This window comes from Pseudomonas sp. EZ-C24 (genome assembly GCF_014525325.1).
In the GTDB taxonomy this organism is placed as follows: Bacteria; Pseudomonadota; Gammaproteobacteria; order Pseudomonadales; family Pseudomonadaceae; genus Aquipseudomonas; species Aquipseudomonas shirazensis.
Window position 1 is genome coordinate 213879 of the sequence record NZ_JACDIU010000014.1, and the last position, 19836, is coordinate 233714.

Here is a 19836-nt window from a genome sequence, read left to right on the forward strand (position 1 = left end):
TAAAACTGCGGATGCTATCGAACATCGGCGCTCATCGCCAGCATGGCGGCGCTGCCTGCGCGCAGCGGTGAACCAACCCGCGCTGCCTCGCCTCCAAGGGGTACGTTCACTCCATGAAGGTTTAACTGCAATGCCCGACGATATCCGCGCAACCGCTCGCACCTGTTTGCTCGACAAGGGCTACCGCCGCGAGGTGCGCGCTGTGCTGTACGAAGTCTATCGGCAAGAGCCGACCGTTGCCTATCTGTTCGAGGCGCAGCGCCCTGGCTATGAACGGCGCCTGCGCGCCATGATTCGGGCATGGGTCCGCCAGCACTTCTACCTGCAGCTACCGGCAGTGGGCCTGATGGTCGAAGACCGTCTGGCCGGGGTGGCGCTGATCGTGCCGCCGCTGCGGCGCCTTGGCGTGGCTGACAGTTGGATGTGGCGCTTGCGCATGATCATCGGCACGGGCCTGCGCTGCACCCGCCGCTACCTGGATTATCAGGCAGCGTTGGTAGGGAGCTTGCCGTCAGATCAGGTACATATGCTGCCACTGCTGGGCGTGCACCCTGACTTCAGGAGTCAGCAGCACGCTGAGCAATTGTTACAGGCTGTTCATGACTGGTGCGCCGAGGAGCCAGGCAGCCATGGCGTGGTGCTGGATACCGGCAATGCGCGTTATCTGGCGTTCTACAAGCTTCAGGGGTATCAGGAGATTGGCGAAATTGCCATAGGTCCAGTGACTGAGCGGGTGTTCTTTCATGCCAATCCTTTGTCATCCAGGTCAGTAACAGCGTGACCTGCGAGGTAGACGGCTCCTTTGCGCGCCAAGCTCTGGTAGCATGCGCAGCATGACGTATTCAGGAAGATTGACCTGGGGCCTGATCATCCTGGCCGCCAGCAGCACAGTATGGGCCCAGAGCGAACTGCTGGTGCGGGTCAAACCCGCCAACAAGGCGCTCAAAGCGAATGTCGAAGGCTATATTGGCAGCCTGGGAGACCGTGACGAGGACGCATTACTGCGTTTCAGTCGCGGCGCCGAAGAGCAGGCGCGCAAAGCCGCACAGGCACTTGGCTACTATCAGGCCCAGATCGACACCGAGGTCAAGGCGCCGGCCGGGCCTGACCAGCATCCGCAATTGATCATTCGCATTGACCCCGGTGAGCCGGTGCGCTTGCGCAATGTCACTGTGCGCATCGAGGGCCCGGCCACCGAGCTGAAGAGTTTTCGTGTACCTGATAGCGCCGCGCTGCGCCCCGGCGAACGCCTCAATCATGGTCTGTATGAAGACGCCAAGCGTCTGATCCAGAATCAGGCTTCGCGTTACGGCTTTTTCAAAGGGCGCTTTACCAGCCAGCGCCTGGCTGTAGATCCGCAGGCCGGCGTTGCCGACATCGAACTGGTGTATCAAAGCGGGCCACGCTTTCAGCTTGGCGCCGTGCACTTTGCCGGCGACACGCCGCTGGACCAGGACCTGCTGCAGCGCATGGTGCCGTTCAAGGCCGGTACGCCCTATGATTCCGAGCTCATCGCCGAACTCAACAACGACCTGCAGTCGAGCGGCTATTTCGAAGGCGTGCGGGTCGATGCGGCGCCCACCGCTGCGGTGGGCGAACAGATCCCGGTCGACGTCAGCCTGGAAACCCGCAAACCACGCACCATGGGCCTGGGCCTGGGCTTCTCGACCGACGTTGGCCCGCGCGGCAAGGCCAACTGGACACGCCATTGGGTCAACCCGCAGGGTCACAGCTATGGTTGGGAAGCCGAACTGTCGGCGCCGCGGCAGAATGTCGGCCTGTGGTATGACATACCGCTGGATCCGCCACTGACCGACAAACTGCGCTTCGCCGGTGGCTACCAGAATGAAGAGATCGCAGGCACCGATACCGTCAGCAAGCTGCTCACCGTTGGCCCTGAATGGCACAGCAAGCTGCCCAGCGGCTGGCAGCGGGTGGTGTCGCTCAAGTATCAGCGCGAAGAGTACAAGCTGGGGGATGACTCCGGTTTGAGCAAGCTGCTGATGCCTGGGATAAGTTACTCGTACCTGCGCAGTGACAACCGCATCGACCCGCACAATGGCTACCGTCTGCAGTTCGATGTGCAGGTGGCCAAGGAAGGGCTGATGTCTGACACCAACCTGCTACACGGCAACGTCCTGCTCAAGGGCCTGACTACCCTGGGCCAGAATCACCGGCTGCTCGGCCGGCTGCAATTCGGTGGCAGCGCCACCAACAGCTATCAGAGCAAGATTCCGCCCTCGTTGCGCTTCTTCGCCGGTGGCGACCAAAGCGTGCGTGGTTACGACTACCAGACCCTGTCTCCGAAAAACAGCGACGGCGACCGTATTGGTGGCCGCTACATGGTGGCCGGTAGCGCCGAATACCAGTATTCGGTGGCCGAGAAGTGGCGTATCGCGACCTTTGTCGATCAAGGCAACTCGTTCAACTCGCTGGATCTGCCCAGCCTGAAAACCGGCGTCGGTGTCGGCGTACGTTGGGTGTCGCCGGTCGGGCCATTGCGCCTGGACCTGGCCAAGGCACTGGACGACGACGGCGGCATCCGCCTGCACTTCTCGATGGGGCCTGAGCTGTGACGCGTGCTTTGAAGTACATATTAATCAGTCTGCTGGGCTTTGCGCTGCTGATCGCACTGAGTCTGAGCCTGCTATTGGGCACGCAAGCCGGTAGCCGCTGGGCGCTGGGCCTGGTGCCAGGGCTGACGGTCGACGACTTCCAGGGCCAGCTTGGCAGTAACTGGCAGGCCCGTCGCTTGAGTTGGGACGACGGCGCCAGCCGGGTCGAGGTGCAGGCACCGCAGTTGAGCTGGTCGCCGCTGTGCCTGCTGCGGGCCACCCTGTGTATCGAGCGCCTGCAGGCTGAGCGCATCGACATGGCATTTGCCGCCAGTGAAACCGTAGCCGACAGCAACCCGCTGCAGTTGCCGACGCTGCGCCTGCCAGTGGCTATCGAACTGGGCGAAGTGAAACTTGGCCAACTGCGCCTGGATGGCAGTGACCTGCTGGGTGACCTGCAGCTTGCGGCGCACTGGAGCAACAATGGCCTGCGCATCGATACCTTGCAGTTGCAACGCGATGACCTGCATGTGAGCGTGCAGGGCGACGTGCAGCCCGAGGGCGACTGGCCAGTGCAACTGACTGGCAGCGTGCAGCTGCCGCCGGTAGAGGGGCAGGGCTGGCAGCTGGCGCTGAATGCCACCGGCGAGCTGCAGAAGACACTCAATCTGGACGCAACCAGCACCGGCTACCTGAGCGCCCGCCTTACCGGTGAACTGCAGGCTTTGGCGGAGCACCTGCCAGCCAGACTGCGGCTTGAGTCGGCCGCCTTCAAGCCGGTTGCGACGCTGCCGGATACCTTGCAGCTCGAGCAACTCAAGCTGGATGCCGTGGGCGATCTGGACAAGGGCTACCAGCTCTCCGGCTCGGCCAATCTGCCGGCCGAGCAGGGGCCTATAGGTCTGCTGTTGGCGGGCAAGGTCGACGCCAAAGGCGCCCGACTGGATGCTTTGGACCTGAACGCCAGCGACAGCCAACGGCTCAAGCTGCAAGCCACTGCCGACTGGCAGCAGGGGCTGATTGCCGACGCCAAAGTCGATTGGCAGGACTTCCCGTGGCTGCGTCTGTATCCGCTTGAAGAAGCGCCGCAAGTGGTGCTCAAACGGTTGACTGCGGATGTACAGTACCGCGATGGCAACTATCAAGGTTCGTTCAAGGGTGATCTGGACGGCCCGGCCGGTGCATTCAATTTGAGTAGCCCGTTCGAGGGTGACTTGAGCCACGTACGCCTGCCGCAATTACTGCTCAGCGCAGGGCAGGGCAAAGCTGCCGGCAGCGTCATCGTCGGTTTTGCCGAGAAGATCAGTTGGGACGTCGACCTGCAGCTTTCAGCGCTCGATCCAGCCTACTGGCTTGCCGAGCTGCCAGGCACGCTCGCCGGGCCGCTGCGCAGCAAGGGCGAACTGCACAACGAGCGCCTGCAACTGAGCGCCTTGCTCGACCTCAAAGGCCGCTTGCGCGGTCAACCAGCAGTGCTCAAGGCCGAGGCCGAGGGGGCTGGCGACAGCTGGACACTTGGCGCCTTGGCCATCCAGTTGGGCGACAACCGCATCAACGGCAGCGGTAGCCTGCAGCAGCGCCTGGCCGGCCGGATCGATCTGGATATGCCGCGCCTTGGCCAGCTGTGGCCCCGCTTGCAGGGCCAGGTCAAAGGTCGCCTCGACCTCGCCGGCACCCTGCAAGCGCCGCAGGGCACTTTGAGTGTGCAGGGGCAGCAACTGGCTCAGGCAGACAACCGTGTGCAACGACTTGATCTCGATGCCCGCCTGGACAGCGCCCAGCGCGGCCAACTCACCCTCAAAGCGGGCAATATTCGCCTGGGCGAGACTTCGCTTGGCGATCTGAACATGGCCGGCAAAGGCGATATTCGCCAGCAGGCCGTGACGCTGGCGCTGGCGGGGCCGCAGCTCAAGCTCGACCTGGCTGCCGACGGTCAACTGGCCAAGGGTGACTGGCGTGGTCGTCTTGCCAGTGGTCGGATTCAAGCTGGCGGGCAGGACTGGCAGTTGCAGGCGCCGGCCCGTTTGCAGCGCTTGGCCAACGGTCAGCTGGATTTCGGTGCCCATTGCTGGCGCTCGGGCCAGGCCAGTCTGTGTGGCGAAGACCAGCGCCTGGCGCCGGAGCCGCGGCTGCGTTACCACCTCAAGCAGTTCCCGATCGAGAGCCTGGCACAGTGGATGCCCAAGGACTTCGCCTGGCAGGGGCAGCTCAATGCCGACATCAATCTGGATATTCCTGCCGCCGGACCCAAAGGCACGATACGCGTGGATGCCAGTGGCGGCACCTTGCGCGTGCGCGATGGTCAGCGCTGGCTGGATTTCCCGTACCAGGTCCTGCGCCTGGACAGCACGCTCAATCCGCGCCGTATCGACACGGTGCTGAACTTCCGCGGCGAGCGCCTTGGCGAGCTCGCGCTGACAACCCGTCTCGACCCGTTGGGTAAGGACAAGCCGCTGTCTGGCGACTTTCGTCTGAGCGGGCTCGACCTGGCGATCGCGCGGCCATTCGTGCCAATGGTCGAGCGCCTTGCCGGGCAGCTCAACGGCAGCGGCCGCTTGTCTGGCTCTCTGCTTGCACCGCAAGTCAATGGCACCCTGGCCCTCACTGGCGGCGAAGTCAGCGGTGCGCAGCTGCCGGTCAGCCTGCAGGATCTGTCGGTGCAGGCGCTTATTGCAGGGGAACAGGTTCAGTTGCAAGGCGGCTGGCGCAGCGGTACAGCCGGTCGCGCTCAGCTCAGCGGCAACCTGACCTGGGGCCAGGCGCTGGCGATGCAACTGCGCTTGCAGGGTCAGCAACTGCCAGTCACGGTCGAGCCTTATGCCACGTTGGAAGTAGCCCCTGACCTGACCATAAGCCTTGAAGGCGAACAGCTTGCGGTCAAGGGCAAGGTATTGGTACCCAAGGGTGCAATCACCGTACGTGAGCTGCCACCCTCCACGGTCAAAGTGTCCGACGATACTGTCATTATCGGTAATCAGACCGAACAGGGCACGCCGCCAATGGCCATCGCCATGGACGTCAATGTCGAGGTCGGCCAGGACAAACTGTCGTTCAATGGTTTTGGTCTGACCGCCAACTTGCGCGGGCACGTGCACATTGGTGACAACATGGATACCCGTGGCGAACTGAGCCTGGCCGATGGCCGGTATCGCGCCTACGGCCAGCGCCTGACAATCCGCCGTGCACGGTTGTTGTTCGCAGGTCCCATCGATCAGCCCTACCTGGATATCGAAGCGATTCGCCAGGTTGACGATGTGATTGCCGGTATTCGTCTGAGTGGCAGCGCTGAGCAGCCGACCACCCAGGTGTTCGCCGAGCCAGCGATGAGTCAGGAGCAGGCATTGTCTTATCTGGTACTGGGGCGGCCGCTGGGTGGCTCCGGCGAAGACAACAATATGCTTGCCGAAGCAGCCCTGGGTCTGGGCCTTGCCGGCAGCGCCGGGCTCACTGGCAGCATGGCGTCCAATCTGGGCATCGAGGACTTCCAGCTCGATACCGAAGGCTCGGGCAACACCACCAGCGTGGTCGCCAGTGGGAATCTGACCGAGCGCCTGAGCCTGCGTTATGGGGTGGGTGTATTCGAGCCGGCCAACACCATCGCTCTGCGTTACAAGCTGAGCAAGAAGGTATATCTGGAGGCGGCCAGTGGCTTGGCCAGCTCGTTGGATATCTTCTACAAGCGCGACTTCTGATCGAGAGGGTCAGCGTACGCTGGCCGCTTCGACATCCTCGTTGCTGTCTGCTCCAGGTGGCTGCGGGTTGCCGCGCGGCGTGGGCACCATGAGGTTGGTGTATTGCTCGATCAGGCGATTGAGCGCCTCAGGCGGCTCGCATGCCTGGAACTGCATGCGGATCTGCACTTCGTCCGGGTCGCGGCCATCGCCGCGGCGTGCTTGTGCTCCGATGCTGACCTTGAAGCGAGCGCACGCATGCGCATCGGCCGCTTCGGCCAGCGCAGTTTTTATCTCTGTGCTCCTTACCCGGACCGAAAGGTCTACCTGCATACGCTCCAGGGCCAGGCCCTTGGGCGCCACCAAGGTAATCAGCGGCACCCTGATCATGTGCTGACCATCTATGGCCACCTCGACCATTTTGGCTTTCATCGGTGCGCCGAGGGCGTCGGGGTCATGATCGAAAAACTGATCGAACAGGGTGATGTACTGCTGGGCGATCAAGCTGTTGGTGGCGGCAGCGGCTTCCTGCAGGCCGCGGGTGATGTCGCGCAGGTCACTGCAGAGCATGGGCGCGGGCGGGGTAGGGGTGTCATCCAAGTTCATCGCTCCTCTAGGCGGCAAGCCCGCCATCAAGGCCGGGCTCTGGATTCACGGCAGGGCGTTGCAGTCATGCCTGCTAGACAGGCGGCAGGGTGTCGTCCTGGGAGATGTCGCCAGGGTTGCGTGCGTTTGCCGAAGGCAGAAGGCTCGGCCTGGTAGCTGCTTCGGTCAAAAAGTCGATTACCCGCATCATCGCCTCCGGCGGATCCTGACGGCGGACGGTTGTGTTGAACGCGTAGCGGGCACGGGTATCGGTCTTGCGTACCTGAGTCGACTTTTGGCTGACGCTGCCTTTGACTTCAAGCTTGAACGGGCCCCAGCCGAGGCTACCAGTGAGGCTGGCGTCGGGCTCGGTGGAGGTGCTCAGTTCAGCTATCTGGCTGATGGTGATCTCGAACTCGACCCGACCTTCTTCGATAGCGATGTTGGGGTGGGTGACGGCGGCCAGCAACGGCACTTTCAGGCTCTTTTGCACTACGCCCTGGTATTCACCGTCTGCGCCGATCAGCGTTTCGTCGTAGTCGATCTGGATCGCGACCGCCTTGCCATTCTGGATGCATACACCCATCAGGAAGTCTGCGTAGGCTTTGCTGGCGCTGATCTGGGCCTGGATCAGCGCCTGTAATGGCGCGGAAATCATGCGGTCCATGGGCAGGGCGTTGATGACCGAGCCGACCAGTGTGGGATCAATAGACATTATCCAGCTCCTTGGCTAGCACTAGGGGTGCTCAGCGGGCGTGGTTTCCTGACGGCGAATGTTGCCGATTTGGCGCAGGCTCAACCCGTACTTGTCGGCCAGCAGGCTGCGCGAGAGGCCATCGGCGCTCTCTTGCTGAATCTGCAAGTTGCGCAGTTGGCGCAGGAAGTGGTCGGCCTTGGGAATCTCCAGGGCAACCCCGGCGAAACGCTTTATCAGCGCGTCCAGGGCTGCGGCTGGAAGTACTTCTGCAAGCTTGGTGCGGTCGCGGTGCTTGGGAATGTACTTGGGGCGCCCACCATAGGCGCAGGTCAGGTTGTAGGCATTTTCGATGCCGATACACTCAATGAGCGACTGTAGTGAATGCGGCAGCAAGGCGATATCGATACGGCTGAAGTCTGGCATTTGCATGTGTGGCTCCCTCGTGGGGGTAATGGATTGCGCTGTGCGTGACCATGACTGGATAGAGCGTGCCGGGGGTTTTTGCCCCGTGGCGTGATTCGATTGTCGATGACCCGTGCAGGCAGTCCTAGGCGTCAAGCGAACCGAGGTGTGTAGTTCCTGGGTGCGCTTGACGCAGGGATCGAGAGATTGGGGTGTAGGACTATGCGACAGGGCCCGCCTGTACGCCTTGAAACTTCTTGCTCCGCTGCCAGAACAGTTGCCATGGGTAGGGTTGCCCTCAGTCACAGGGATAGCTACTCAGCAGGCTCACGCCAGCCAGGTAGGCGTGGGGCGCGTCGACCATGCTTGCTGGGAGTGCTCGGTAGTCGACCAGCAAACACAGGGCGGTCATTGGATGATCGTTGATGCGTCCTGTCACAGTCGGCGCAAAGTCTTTTCGGTACAACGCTTGCGCGTGTCCGCGCAGACCTGCCTGGTCGGCGTGGGCCAGCGTTTCCCGGGCGAGGCGGGGAAGCTCGCGCTGCTCCACGAGAAAGTGCAGCTGGTCAGCCTCGGGGTTCAGGTAACCGGCGTTGCGCACGCGTTGCCACAGTTGTTGCCACTGGCTTGAGCCGGCACTTTGGGCGAGTTGGCTACCCAGTTGATGCAGGTGATCATCGGACAGCGCTGGCCGCTCGACGGCCAGGGCCGACGCTGCGGCAAACCAGAGAGTGAGGATGCGTAGACAAGTATTCAGCATGGGGCCACCTATGGGCTGGGTAGAACCCCTATGCTTTCAGCAGACGCGGATGTGGCTCAGCAGGAAATACACGCCTGCGCCTGATGCCGTTGTATCATTGCCTCGGCTCCATGTGAGCCCAATGTCTCTGATGTCGCAAGGAACTCCCGATGACACACGTGCAGCGCCTGAAATACTCGATCCTGATCATCCTAGTGGTACTGGGCATGATGCTGGGGCTTTCCTACCTGCAAAAGCAGGGAACGATCACCGAGCAGACGTTCCAGTACTGCGCCATTGCCATTGCAGTGATCGTAGTGGTGATCAACGGTTTGTTGCGGCGCAAGGTCAAACCCTGAATCCAGCGGGCCGGCCATCCTGGCCGGCCGGCGGCTCAGCGCATTTGAGCCGACTCGAGTACGGCGCGTGCCTCTGGGTTGAGGCTATAGCACTTGTCGCCGCCCAGGCTGATCACGCCCTCGGCGCAAAGTCGCTTGAGCACTTCGCGCACGCTCAGAAATGACAACGGGATGTCGAGCTGTTCAAGCTGCGCATGGATGCCGCGCACACCGACACTGCGACCGTTACGATCAGCGGCATGCAAGGCATCGATCACCTTCAGTCGGATCAGGCTGGTGCGCAGGCCATATGTGCGCAGCAGCTCGCGAATCAGCTCATTGCCAATCCGCTCTTCACTATCGGCAAGTTGCCCAGCGCCGGCATTGGCTGCGCCGTTCGGCTTGGCTGGGGCCTGTTGTGGCTGATACATGTGAATGCTCCTTTTCGTGGGCTGTCCCGAAATCATGGTTCCTCATTGATAAAGACGAACGAGATTGGAAAAACTGCAGTTTTGCCGGAAAAATAAACGGCTGATTCTGTTCAAGACGTGTCAGCACGGCTGCATGCGTAAAATTTTCGTCCAGCTATTCGTCTCAACGGGATGATCTCAGATACTCAAGGAACGCCCGTGAAGCTATATTTGCGCCGCCCCGCTCAGTTGAGCGTGGCTGTTGCGTTGGCGGTATTCGGCCTGCTGGCCCAGCCCCGTGAAAGCGCTGCTGCTGCCAGCGCCGAAATCCGCCGCACCAGCTTTGGCGTGCCGCACATCCTGGCCAGCGACGAGCGAGGGCTTGGCTACGGTATCGGCTACGCCTATGCGCAGGACAACCTGTGCCTGCTGGCCAATGAGGTGCTGACGGTCAACGGCGAACGCTCGCGTTATTTCGGCGGCCAGGGCAAAACCGTTGAGCAGCGTAACAACCTCGACAGTGATCTGTTCTTCACCTGGCTCAACACGCCCGCTGCAGTCAGTGCCTTTCTGCAGGCTCAGCCGGTGGAGGTGCACAACCTGCTCGAAGGCTATGCCAGCGGCTTCAATCGCGCGCTTGGCGAGCGGCGGGCGCAAGGCTTGCCGGCGGAGTGCGGCGGGGGTGAGTGGGTGCGACCGTTGACCAGCCTGGATCTGGTCAAGCTGACCCGGCGCTTGTTGGCCGAGGGCGGCGCCGGGCAGTTCGTCGAAGCGCTGGTTGGCGCATCACCGCCCAAGCTCGCTGCGCAGCGTCAGGCCGCTGACTTCAGGCTGGCGCTCGAGCGCCAGGCACTGTTCGCCATGCAGCGTGGCAGTAACGCGGTAGCGGTGGGCTCGGAGCGCTCCAGCAATGGTCGCGGGCTGCTGCTGGCCAATCCGCATTTCCCGTGGATGGGCGGTATGCGTTTTTATCAGATGCAGCTGACCATTCCAGGTCGGTTGAATGTGATGGGGGCGGCGCTGCCGGGCCTGCCGCTGATCAATATCGGCTTCAATCAACATCTGGCCTGGACGCATACGGTCGATACCTCCAAGCACTTCACGCTCTACCGGCTGCAGCTGGACCCCAAGGATGCAACCCGTTATTTGCTCGATGGCAAGTCGCTGCCACTGGCGCGGCAATCCCTGCGGGTAACGGTCAAGGGCGAGGACGGCTCACTGCGCGAGGTCGAGCGGCAGGTCTACACATCGAAGTTCGGCCCGGTTGTGCAGTGGCCAGGCAAGCTTGACTGGGACAACCGCTACGCCTACAGCCTGCGCGATGCCAATCTGGACAACAGCCGAGTGCTGCAGCAGTGGTATCGGATCAACCGCGCCGACAGCCTTGACGCCCTGAGGGGCTCTGTTGCTGAGCTGCAAGGGATTCCTTGGGTCAACACGCTGGCAGTCGATGCCGGCGGGCGGTCGTTGTACCTCAATCAATCGGTTGTACCCTATGTCGATCAGCAGACGCTGGCGCAGTGCAGCGACCCGGCAGCCGGCACCAAGCTGGTGGTACTGGATGGCTCGCGCAGTACGTGCCAGTGGCAAAGCGACCCACAGGCGGCGCAGCCAGGTATCGTTCCGGCGCGACTGTTGCCGAGCCTTGAACGGCGCGACTTTGTGCAGAACTCGAATGACCCGGCGCGGATGAGCAATCCGGCGCAGCCGTTGCTGGGCTTTTCGCCGCTGGTCAGTCGCGATGATCAGCCCCTGAGCATGCGCGGCCGCTTCGCCCTGCAGCGGCTGCAGGGCCGTGGCAAGCTCGGCGTCGCTGAGCTGCAAGGCATGGTGTTTGATGATGAGGTCTATCTGGCCAGCCTGCTGCTGCCGGAGCTGCTTGATTGGTGCAAGGGGGGCGGGGCTGACGTTGCCCAGCTGTGCCAAGGCCTCAAGGCCTGGAATGGCAAGGCTGACCTGGATGCTGGCGTGGGTCTGCTGTATTTCGAGCAAATCGCCGAAGCGATGGCCGAGCATCCGCAGAGCTGGCGCGTGGCCTATGATCCGGCCGACCCAGAGCACACACCGCGTGGGTTGGCCGTCGAGCAGGCCGCTGTACGCAAGCTGCTGCACCAGGCGGCGCTGGCCGCGCAAGACCAGGTAAATCAATCCGGGATAAGCGCAGACAGCCGCTGGGGGCAAATCCAACAGGCGGCGGACGGCACCCCGGTGCCAGGCGGACCGCAGGAGCTGGGCGTCTACAACGCCATGTACAGTGTGCCAGTGGGGCAGGGCAAGCGTCTGGTCGTCAGCGGCACCAGTTACCTGCAAATCGTCAGCTTCACCGAGCAAGGGCCGCAGGCTCAGGGCTTACTGGCGTTTTCGCAGTCCAGCGAAGCGGCCTCGGCGCACCATGCCGACCAGACTCGCGCGTTTGCTGCCAAGCAGCTGGCACCGCTTGCGTTCACTGAAGCGCAGATCAAGGCTGACCCGCAGTATCAGCGGTCGGTCATCAGTGAGCACGACAAGGCTGCGCCGGTCAGCAGCGCAGATTAAGCGCTGGGATAGACAAGGCCGCTGTCGCAGATATCTGCAACAGCGGCCTTGGTGAGTGCAGCAGCCGACGTCGACGACTCAGGTGAAGTCGAACGGCGCCAGCTGGAAACCCTGATCATCTACCTGCAAAGCCCAGCCGCGACGGTCCCAGTCGCCCAGAACAATCCTGCGCGCCGGGCTGCCATCGACCAGCAACTTGTGGATCGCCGGCCGGTGGGTGTGCCCGTGGACCAGCGTGCGCACGCCGTGCGCCGCCATCACCCGCGGGACTTCATCGGGCGTGACATCGACAATCTCGGTGTTTTTCATGCGGGTCTGGGTCTTGCTTTCGCTGCGCAGCTTGCGTGCCAGCTTGAGCCGCATGGACAGTGGCAGGTGGCGCAGCACCCACAGCGTCAGCGGGCTACGCAGATAGCGGCGCAGCTTCATGTAGCCGACGTCGCGGGTGCACAACGTGTCGCCGTGCATCAGCAGTACCGGCTCGCCGCCCAGATCGACCACACTGGGATCGGCGAGCAAGGTGCAGCCAGCGGCAGCACAGAAATCCTCGCCGAGGAGAAAATCGCGGTTGCCGTGCATCAGGTAAATAGCGGTACCGCTGTCGCTCAAGTTACGCAATGCCTGGCAGATCGACCGCTGATACGGGGTCATCGCGTCATCGCCGATCCATGCCTCGAAAAAGTCACCGAGGATGTACAGCGCTCTGGCGTGGCGTGCGCGACCTTCGAGCAGGTCAACAAACGCCCGGGTAATCTCCGGGCGTTCTTCTTGCAGGTGCAGATCAGAGATCAGCAGAATCACCCAATGATCTCGGCTTTCTCGATGATCACGTCTTCTTTCGGCACGTCCTGGTGGCCGGCTTTGGAACCGGTGGCAACGGCTTCGATCTTGTCGACCACGTCCTTGCCTTCGATGACTTCGCCAAATACCGCGTAGCCCCAGCCTTGGGTGTTCTTGCCGCTGTGATTAAGGAAACCGTTGTCGGAGGCGTTGATGAAGAACTGCGCCGAGGCCGAGTGCGGTTCCATGGTGCGGGCCATGGCGATGGTGTACCTGTCGTTCTTCAGGCCGTTGTCGGCTTCGTTCTGAATGCTTGGGCGCTTGTCTTTCTTCTCGCTCATGCCGGGTTCAAAACCGCCGCCCTGGATCATGAAACCTTTGATCACACGGTGGAAAACGGTATTGCTGTAGTGACCGGCTTCGACGTAGGCGAGGAAGTTTGCAACGGTCAGCGGCGCCTTCTCGGCGTTCAGTTCCAGGACGATGTCGCCGTGGTTGGTGGTCAGTTTGACTTGGGACATGCTCAAATTCACTCTTCAAGGCATACAGAAATTGGCTGCGCGCAGCACGCGTACATCAGCTGACGCAGGATTGGCTTGCCGCGACACAGCGCGCGCGGCGCCATTTTGCCCGGGTTGCGATAAATCGCGCCACTTTGTCGGCGCCCGGCTGTCAGCAGCTTGACTGCTTCGGCTATGATAGGCCCTTTGATTCAATCGGCCTACCCGGGCTGAACACCAGCATTCAAGGATCCTATGAGCAAGCCCACTGCCGACAACGCGCCCAACGCCGCTGCCAAAGGCGCTCCCGCCGTCCCTGCAAACTTCCTGCGGCCGATCGTTCAGGCTGACCTGGACTCGGGCAAGCACACGCAGATAGTCACCCGCTTCCCGCCGGAGCCCAACGGTTACCTGCACATTGGCCACGCCAAGTCGATCTGCGTCAACTTCGGCCTGGCCGAAGAGTTCGGCGGTGCCTGTCACCTGCGCTTCGACGACACCAACCCGGCCAAGGAAGACCAGGAGTACATCGACGCGATCCAGAGCGACGTCAAGTGGCTGGGCTTCAACTGGACAGGTCCCGTGCGCTATGCCTCGCAGTACTTCGACCAGTTGCACGACTGGGCGGTCGAGCTGATCAAGTCGGGTAACGCCTATGTCTGCGACCTGACTCCGGAGCAAGCCAAGGAATACCGCGGCAACCTCACCGAGCCTGGCAAGAACAGCCCGTTCCGGGAGCGCAGCGTCGAAGAAAACCTCGACCTGTTCGCGCGCATGAAAGCCGGCGAGTTCGCTGATGGCGAGCGCGTGCTGCGGGCCAAGATCGACATGGCCTCGCCGAACATGAACCTGCGTGACCCGATCCTCTACCGGATCCGCCATGCCCACCATCACCAGACCGGTGACAAGTGGTGCATCTACCCCAACTACGACTTCACCCACGGCCAGTCGGACGCGATCGAGGGCATTACCCACTCGATCTGCACCCTGGAGTTCGAAGGTCATCGCCCGTTGTACGAGTGGTTCCTCGACAACCTGCCAGTGCCGGCGCACCCGCGTCAGTACGAGTTCAGCCGGCTCAACCTGAACTACACCATCACCTCCAAGCGCAAGCTCAAGCAACTGGTCGACGAGAAACACGTGCAGGGTTGGGATGACCCGCGCATGTCGACCCTGTCGGGCTTCCGTCGTCGTGGTTACACCCCGGCCTCGATCCGCAACTTCTGCGACATGATCGGCACCAACCGCTCGGACGGAGTGGTCGACATGAACATGCTCGAGTTCAGCATCCGCGATGACCTCGACCGCACCGCGCCGCGCGCCATGTGTGTACTGCGGCCGTTGAAGGTAGTGATCACCAACTATCCGGAAGGCCAGGTCGAAAACCTCGAGCTGCCACGCCACCCGAAAGAAGACATGGGCGTGCGCGCGTTGCCCTTCGCCCGTGAGCTGTACATCGACCGTGACGATTTCATGGAAGAGCCGCCAAAAGGCTACAAGCGCCTGGAGCCGAACGGCGAAGTGCGTCTGCGCGGCAGCTACGTGATCCGTGCCGACGAAGCGATCAAGGACGCCGATGGCAACATCGTCGAACTGCGCTGCTCGTACGATCCGGACACCCTTGGCAAGAACCCTGAGGGGCGCAAAGTCAAGGGCGTGATTCACTGGGTCCCGGCAGCGGCCAGCGTCGAGTGCGAAGTACGCCTGTACGACCGCCTGTTCCGTTCGCCGAACCCGGAGAAAACCGAAGAGGGCGGCAGCTTCCTGGACAACATCAACCCCGATTCGCTGCAGGTGCTGAGCGGCTGTCGTGCGGAACCTTCGCTGGCCAACGCCCAGCCTGAAGACCGTTTCCAGTTCGAGCGCGAGGGTTACTTCTGCGCCGACCTGAAAGACACCCAGCCGGGCCGCCCGGTGTTCAACCGCACTGTCACCCTGCGTGACTCCTGGGGCAGCTAAGGAATCGCCGTGCTTAACATCTACAACACGCTGAGCAAGACCAAGGAAGCCTTCAAGCCGCTGGATGGCAACAAGGTGCGCATGTATGTCTGCGGCATGACCGTGTACGACTACTGCCACCTCGGCCACGGCCGCAGCATGGTGGCCTTCGACCTGGTCACTCGCTGGCTGCGCAAGAGCGGCTACGAGTTGACTTACGTGCGCAACATTACCGACATCGATGACAAGATCATCAACCGGGCCAATGAAAATGGCGAGACCTTCGATGCGCTGACCGCACGCATGATCGATGCAATGCACGAAGACGAGCGCCGCCTGAACATCTTGCCGCCGGATCAGGAGCCGCGTGCCACCGAGCACATCGCTGGCATGCACGCGATGATCCAGACCCTGATCGACAAGGGTTATGCCTACGCACCGGGTAATGGCGATGTGTACTACCGGGTGGGCAAGTTCGTCGGTTACGGCAAGCTGTCGCGCAAGAAGATCGAAGACCTGCGCATCGGCGCCCGTATCGAAGTTGACGAGGCCAAGCAGGATCCACTCGACTTTGTCCTGTGGAAGGGCGTCAAGCCGGGCGAACCAAGCTGGGATTCGCCATGGGGCCCGGGCCGTCCGGGCTGGCACATCGAGTGCTCGGTGATGTCCACCTGCTGCCTGGGCGAGAGCTTCGACATTCACGGCGGCGGCAGCGACCTCGAGTTCCCGCACCACGAGAACGAGATCGCGCAGAGCGAAGCGGCCACTGGCAAGCAGTACGCCAATGCCTGGATGCACTGCGGCATGATCCGCATCAATGGCGAGAAGATGTCGAAGTCGTTGAACAACTTCTTCACCATCCGTGACGTGCTGGAAAAGTATCACCCGGAAGTGGTCCGCTACCTGTTGGTGGCTAGCCACTACCGCAGCGCGATCAACTACTCGGAAGACAGCCTGCGCGACGCCAAAGGTGCGCTTGAGCGCTTTTACCACGCACTGCGCGGCCTGCCACGGGTCGCTCCTGCGGGCGGTGAGGCATTTGTCGAGCGCTTCAGTGTGGCGATGAACGATGACTTCGGCACTCCCGAAGCCTGCGCCGTGCTATTCGATCTGGTGCGCGAGATCAACCGCCTGCGCGACACAGACGTCGAGGCTGCCGCTGGCCTGGCTGGGCGCCTGCGCGAGTTGGGTGAGGTGCTCGGTGTGCTGCAACTGGAGGCTGATGACTTCCTGCGGGCCGGCGCCGAGGGCAAGGTCGACGCCGCTGAAGTGGAGGCGCTGATTCAGGCGCGTCTGCAGGCTCGGACTGACAAGAACTGGGCCGAGTCGGACCGTATCCGTGATCAGCTCACGGCGATGGGTGTGGTGCTTGAGGACAGCAAAGGCGCCACCACCTGGCGCCTGGCTGACTGACCGCAGTACCGGGGCCGCGCAATGCGGCCCCGGTGTTCAGCTGGCGAGCGGGCAGTGCAGGACCAGCCTGGCGCCGCCCCATTGGCTTTCACCAATTTCAAGGGTGAAGCCGTGCAAGTCAACGATCGCTGCAACTATCGACAGCCCGAGGCCGAAGCCAGGGTGGCGATGACCTTCCTCACTCCGATAGAAACGCTTGAGTACGGCGGTGCGTTCCTGTTCCGGGATGCCTGGCCCGCTGTCTTCGATCGCTACATGCACGCCGCTGGCATCCTGACTGGCAGCAATGCGCACCTGGCCACCTTCAGGGGTGAACTTGATCGCGTTGCCGACCAGATTGGCCAGCGCCTCGAACAGCAGCTCGCGATCGCCGTGCAGCGCCGGCAACTGCGCTGGCTGCTCCAGTTGTAGCTCGATAGTGCGGTCCTCGGCCAGCGGCAGGTAGAAGTCATGCAGCTCGACCAGCAGTGCCTGTGGATCAAGCTGGACGAAGCCGGCGCGGCGCTGGCGGTCCTCCAGTTCACTGATGCGCAACAATCCGCGAAACCGCGCCATCAACGTGTCAGTCTCGCCGATGGCCTGATCCAGCGCCTCGGCCTGGGCAGAATCCTCGCCGCTCTGCTGGCGAATCCGATACAGCTGCGCACGTAGCCGCGTCAGGGGCGTGCGCAGGTCATGGGCAATGTTGTCGCAGACGCCCTTGACTTCATGCATCAGCCGCTCGATCCGGTCGAGCATGGCGTTGACGATGGCCGCCAGCATGTCCAGCTCATCGCGCCGGGCCGACAATGGCAGGCGGTGGGTCAGGTCGCCGGCCACGATCAGTTCGGCGCTGGCCTGCACCGCGCGGATCCGCTTGAGCGGCCGCCTGCGCAGCAGGTACCAACCGGCAAAGCCTGGTATCAGGGTCAGGGAGATGCCCCACAGCAATGCATCCAGGATGATCCGCGTGACCACGAACAACGAGCCGTTGTCGCGAAACAGTACCAGCCAGCGACCGTCCTGCACCTTGATCGCAACCGCGTCGCAGGTCTCGTGGATCATGCCCGGGTCGGCGCTGTCCAGGCAGTGCTTGAGCTCATGCACCTTGCCGTCCAGGCGCAGCTCCTTGGGGATGGCGCGGATACGCCCGCCCAGTGGATTGAGCTGTGCGTCGAACAGGCCATAGGCGTCGAAACTGCGCTCTTCGAAAGCCTGGCTGGCGATCAGGGCGTCGTCCAGCTGCTTGCCGCTCATGTGCGCAAACAGATGCTGACGCTGCAGCATGGAATGACGGGTGAGCTTGTTCAGGTAGCTAGAAACCTCGAAATACAGCACCCCCATGAGGATGCTGCTCCAGGCCACGAAGAGAAAGCTGTACAGCGCCAGCAGGCGACTGGTGGACGAGCTCCAGCCTTTAGACGGGTTCAGCAATGGCATAGCCCGAGCCCCGCACGGTTCGAATCAGTGCGCACTGGCCGGGAGCGTCGATCTTCTTGCGCAAGCGGCCGATGTGCACGTCGATCAGGTTGGTGCCTGGGTCGAAGTGATAGCCCCACACCTCCTCGAAAATCATCATCCGGGTGATTACCTGGCCGGCGTGGCGCATCAGGTATTCGAGCAGCTTGTATTCGGTGGGCAGCAGGTTCAGCGTTTGCTCGCCGCGACGGGCTTCATGGCTGATCAGGTCCAGCTCGAGGTCCGCCACCTGCAGGCGGGTCTGGGTCATCGGTACGCTGTTACGGCGCAGCAGCACTTCGACCCTGGCAGCCATTTCGTCGGAGGCAAACGGCTTGGTCAGGTAATCGTCGCCGCCGGCACGCAAGCCGCGCACGCGTTCGTCAACGTCGGAGAGGGCGCTGATCATCAGGATCGGCGTGGCAATCTTCAGGCTGCGCAGGGTGGTGACGATGGTCAGGCCATCGACTTCGGGCAACATGCGGTCCACGGTGATCAGGTCGTAGCCACCGGCAATGGCCTTGGCCAGGCCTTCGCGGCCATTGTCTGCCCACTCTACATCCAGGCCGTGGCTGGTCAGTTCAGCGACGATTTCCTGGCCGGTGACGGCGTCGTCTTCGATGGTCAGTACGCGGGGCATGCTGGTTCCTGGGCGGCGAATTGAGGTTCGATTGTGCCAAAGAATAGCCAAACGGCGATTTAAGAAAAATTCATCTGGCTAAAAAGCACTACGGGGCAAGCCCACTCTCACCCAACCGTACGCGGTAAGTGAGAGCAGACTTGCCCCGCAAGGGCATGGCGTTAGCGCTTACGCGACTTTGACGATCCAGCCAGCCGGCGCTTCGACGTCGCCGCTCTGGATGCCGGTCAGCTCGTTGTACAGCTTGGTGGTGACCGGGCCGACTTCGGTTTCACTGTGGAACACATGCAGCTTGCCGTTGTACTGGATGCCACCAATTGGCGTGATCACTGCCGCGGTGCCACAGGCACCGGCCTCGACGAAGCGCTCGAGGTTGTTGATCTGTACGTCGCCTTCGATGACCTTCAGGCCCAGACGCGATTCGGCCAGCTCCATCAGCGACAGGCGGGTGATGCCCGGCAGTACCGAAGCCGACTTCGGCGTGACGAACTCGTTGTTGGCAGTGATGCCAAAGAAGTTGGCCGAACCGACTTCTTCGATCTTCGAGTGGGTCAGCGGGTCGAGGTAGATGCAATCGGCGAAGCCGGCTTTCTTCGCCTCATAGCCCGGCTGCAGGCTTGCCGCGTAGTTGCCACCGACTTTGGCGGCACCGGTGCCCTGCGGCGCGGCGCGGTCGAAATCGGAGATCAGGAACTTGTGCGGGGTCATGCCGCCCTTGAAGTACGAACCGACCGGGATCGCGAATACCGAGAAAATAAACTCAGGTGCGGTACGCACGCCGATATTGTCACCGGTACCGATCACGAACGGACGCAGGTACAGAGCGCCCTTGCCGTGTGGCGGCACGAACCGCTCGTTGGCCTTGACTACCTGTTTGCAGGCTTCGATGAACTGCTCGGTCGGCACCCGCGGCATCAGCAGGCGGTCGCAGCTGCGCTGCATACGCAGGGCGTTCTGATCCGGACGGAACAGGTTGACGGTGCCATCCTTGCAGCGATAGGCCTTGAGGCCTTCAAAACACTGCTGGCCGTAGTGCAGGGCGGTCGAGCCTTCGCTGATGTGCAGCACGTTGTCATCGGTCAGGGTGCCCTTGTCCCACTCGCCATCGCGGAACACGGACAGGAAGCGCTTGTCAGTCTTGATGTAGTCGAAGCCCAGCTTGTCCCAGTTAATGCTCTCGTTACTCATGACACCCT

Annotated in this window: 17 protein-coding genes; 7 read left to right on the forward strand and 10 right to left on the reverse strand. The window is 62.1% G+C overall.

The window, feature by feature from the left end; genetic code table 11:
• The first annotated feature begins 130 nt into the window (after positions 1-130).
• From IDM28_RS10065 to IDM28_RS10075, 3 genes are read left to right on the forward strand one after another with little or no spacing between them, the layout of a single operon-like run.
• On the forward strand, positions 131-781 hold the full coding sequence (locus tag IDM28_RS10065; RefSeq protein ID WP_150569396.1) for a GNAT family N-acetyltransferase: 651 nt from the start codon (positions 131-133) through the stop codon (positions 779-781).
• Between the two features lie 52 nt (positions 782-833).
• Positions 834-2576 carry an autotransporter assembly complex protein TamA gene (locus tag IDM28_RS10070; protein WP_188036358.1) on the forward strand — a complete coding sequence of 581 codons (1743 nt, stop codon included), beginning with the start codon at positions 834-836 and terminating at the stop codon, positions 2574-2576.
• Positions 2573-6247 carry a translocation/assembly module TamB domain-containing protein gene (locus IDM28_RS10075; protein WP_188035833.1) on the forward strand — a complete coding sequence of 1225 codons (3675 nt, stop codon included), beginning with the start codon at positions 2573-2575 and terminating at the stop codon, positions 6245-6247. The genes IDM28_RS10070 and IDM28_RS10075 overlap by 4 nt, the downstream gene beginning before the upstream one ends.
• A 9-nt stretch (positions 6248-6256) precedes the next feature.
• Here the strand turns inward: IDM28_RS10075 and IDM28_RS10080 are convergent, their stop codons facing one another.
• The 4 genes from IDM28_RS10080 to IDM28_RS10095 all read right to left on the reverse strand — a co-directional run bounded on the left by IDM28_RS10080 (position 6257) and on the right by IDM28_RS10095 (position 8670).
• Positions 6257-6796 carry a DUF2589 domain-containing protein gene (locus tag IDM28_RS10080; protein WP_188036359.1) on the reverse strand — a complete coding sequence of 180 codons (540 nt, stop codon included), beginning with the start codon at positions 6794-6796 and terminating at the stop codon, positions 6257-6259.
• A 109-nt stretch (positions 6797-6905) separates the two neighbouring features.
• A complete protein-coding gene (locus IDM28_RS10085) occupies positions 6906-7526 on the reverse strand; it encodes a DUF2589 domain-containing protein (protein WP_188035834.1) in 621 nt (206 codons plus the stop codon).
• Positions 7527-7547: 21 nt separating this feature from the next.
• Positions 7548-7937, reverse strand: a complete 390-nt coding sequence (locus IDM28_RS10090) for a Mor transcription activator family protein (protein WP_101318993.1) — start codon at positions 7935-7937, stop codon at positions 7548-7550.
• A 271-nt stretch (positions 7938-8208) separates the two neighbouring features.
• Positions 8209-8670, reverse strand: coding sequence for a hypothetical protein (locus IDM28_RS10095; RefSeq protein WP_224785507.1), 462 nt, complete (start codon positions 8668-8670; stop codon positions 8209-8211).
• A 149-nt stretch (positions 8671-8819) separates the two neighbouring features.
• On the opposite strand from IDM28_RS10095, the gene IDM28_RS10100 reads away from it, so the two are divergent.
• Entirely contained in the window at positions 8820-9008 is a 189-nt protein-coding gene (locus IDM28_RS10100) for a hypothetical protein (RefSeq protein ID WP_101318997.1), read from the forward strand.
• Positions 9009-9043: 35 nt separating this feature from the next.
• On the opposite strand, the gene IDM28_RS10105 is transcribed toward IDM28_RS10100, so the two are convergent.
• The gene (locus IDM28_RS10105) at positions 9044-9418 is read right to left on the reverse strand and encodes a fe2+ zn2+ uptake regulation protein (RefSeq protein ID WP_188035835.1); all 375 of its coding nucleotides are present in this window, start codon (positions 9416-9418) and stop codon (positions 9044-9046) included.
• 198 nt (positions 9419-9616) lie between these two features.
• On the opposite strand from IDM28_RS10105, the gene IDM28_RS10110 reads away from it, so the two are divergent.
• Complete coding sequence (locus IDM28_RS10110) at positions 9617-11932, forward strand: acylase (protein ID WP_410524660.1); 2316 nt, start codon at positions 9617-9619, stop codon at positions 11930-11932.
• A 78-nt stretch (positions 11933-12010) separates the two neighbouring features.
• Here the strand turns inward: IDM28_RS10110 and IDM28_RS10115 are convergent, their stop codons facing one another.
• Positions 12011-12733 (reverse strand): UDP-2,3-diacylglucosamine diphosphatase, encoded by a 723-nt coding sequence (locus tag IDM28_RS10115; RefSeq protein ID WP_101319003.1) that lies wholly within the window; start codon positions 12731-12733, stop codon positions 12011-12013.
• Positions 12730-13233: a peptidylprolyl isomerase gene (locus IDM28_RS10120; protein ID WP_101319005.1), complete on the reverse strand. Its 504-nt coding sequence runs from the start codon at positions 13231-13233 to the stop codon at positions 12730-12732. Before IDM28_RS10120 ends, IDM28_RS10115 begins: the two co-directional genes overlap by 4 nt.
• A gap of 234 nt (positions 13234-13467) precedes the next feature.
• Here IDM28_RS10120 and IDM28_RS10125 point away from each other — a divergent pair, with 234 nt between their 5' ends.
• Both IDM28_RS10125 and cysS read left to right on the forward strand, forming a co-directional pair.
• Positions 13468-15171 carry a glutamine--tRNA ligase/YqeY domain fusion protein gene (locus tag IDM28_RS10125; protein WP_101319007.1) on the forward strand — a complete coding sequence of 568 codons (1704 nt, stop codon included), beginning with the start codon at positions 13468-13470 and terminating at the stop codon, positions 15169-15171.
• Between the two features lie 9 nt (positions 15172-15180).
• Positions 15181-16563, forward strand: a complete 1383-nt coding sequence (gene cysS / locus IDM28_RS10130; RefSeq protein WP_181087813.1) for a cysteine--tRNA ligase — start codon at positions 15181-15183, stop codon at positions 16561-16563.
• Between the two features lie 36 nt (positions 16564-16599).
• On the opposite strand, the gene IDM28_RS10135 is transcribed toward cysS, so the two are convergent.
• The 3 genes from IDM28_RS10135 to IDM28_RS10145 form a co-directional block, all read right to left on the reverse strand.
• Positions 16600-17982 (reverse strand): sensor histidine kinase, encoded by a 1383-nt coding sequence (locus IDM28_RS10135; RefSeq protein ID WP_101319011.1) that lies wholly within the window; start codon positions 17980-17982, stop codon positions 16600-16602.
• A complete protein-coding gene (locus IDM28_RS10140; RefSeq protein ID WP_101319013.1) occupies positions 17960-18640 on the reverse strand; it encodes a response regulator transcription factor in 681 nt (226 codons plus the stop codon). The genes IDM28_RS10135 and IDM28_RS10140 overlap by 23 nt, the downstream gene beginning before the upstream one ends.
• Positions 18641-18808: 168 nt before the next feature.
• Positions 18809-19828 carry a branched-chain amino acid aminotransferase gene (locus IDM28_RS10145; protein WP_150569387.1) on the reverse strand — a complete coding sequence of 340 codons (1020 nt, stop codon included), beginning with the start codon at positions 19826-19828 and terminating at the stop codon, positions 18809-18811.
• Positions 19829-19836 lie beyond the last annotated feature (8 nt).

What these genes read in the sequence shown, in the direction of transcription:
- IDM28_RS10065 (WP_150569396.1), top strand. Translation starts at nt 131, where the DNA reads ATGCCCGACGATATCCGCGCAACCGCTCGCACCTGTTTGCTCGACAAG.
- IDM28_RS10070 (WP_188036358.1), top strand. Translation starts at nt 834, where the DNA reads ATGACGTATTCAGGAAGATTGACCTGGGGCCTGATCATCCTGGCCGCC.
- IDM28_RS10080 (WP_188036359.1), bottom strand. Translation starts at nt 6,796, where the DNA reads ATGCTCTGCAGTGACCTGCGCGACATCACCCGCGGCCTGCAGGAAGCC.
- IDM28_RS10085 (WP_188035834.1), bottom strand. Translation starts at nt 7,526, where the DNA reads ATGTCTATTGATCCCACACTGGTCGGCTCGGTCATCAACGCCCTGCCC.
- IDM28_RS10090 (WP_101318993.1), bottom strand. Translation starts at nt 7,937, where the DNA reads ATGCAAATGCCAGACTTCAGCCGTATCGATATCGCCTTGCTGCCGCAT.
- IDM28_RS10095 (WP_224785507.1), bottom strand. Translation starts at nt 8,670, where the DNA reads ATGCTGAATACTTGTCTACGCATCCTCACTCTCTGGTTTGCCGCAGCG.
- IDM28_RS10100 (WP_101318997.1), top strand. Translation starts at nt 8,820, where the DNA reads ATGACACACGTGCAGCGCCTGAAATACTCGATCCTGATCATCCTAGTG.
- IDM28_RS10105 (WP_188035835.1), bottom strand. Translation starts at nt 9,418, where the DNA reads ATGTATCAGCCACAACAGGCCCCAGCCAAGCCGAACGGCGCAGCCAAT.
- IDM28_RS10120 (WP_101319005.1), bottom strand. Translation starts at nt 13,233, where the DNA reads ATGTCCCAAGTCAAACTGACCACCAACCACGGCGACATCGTCCTGGAA.
- IDM28_RS10125 (WP_101319007.1), top strand. Translation starts at nt 13,468, where the DNA reads ATGAGCAAGCCCACTGCCGACAACGCGCCCAACGCCGCTGCCAAAGGC.
- IDM28_RS10135 (WP_101319011.1), bottom strand. Translation starts at nt 17,982, where the DNA reads ATGCCATTGCTGAACCCGTCTAAAGGCTGGAGCTCGTCCACCAGTCGC.
- IDM28_RS10140 (WP_101319013.1), bottom strand. Translation starts at nt 18,640, where the DNA reads ATGCCCCGCGTACTGACCATCGAAGACGACGCCGTCACCGGCCAGGAA.
- IDM28_RS10145 (WP_150569387.1), bottom strand. Translation starts at nt 19,828, where the DNA reads ATGAGTAACGAGAGCATTAACTGGGACAAGCTGGGCTTCGACTACATC.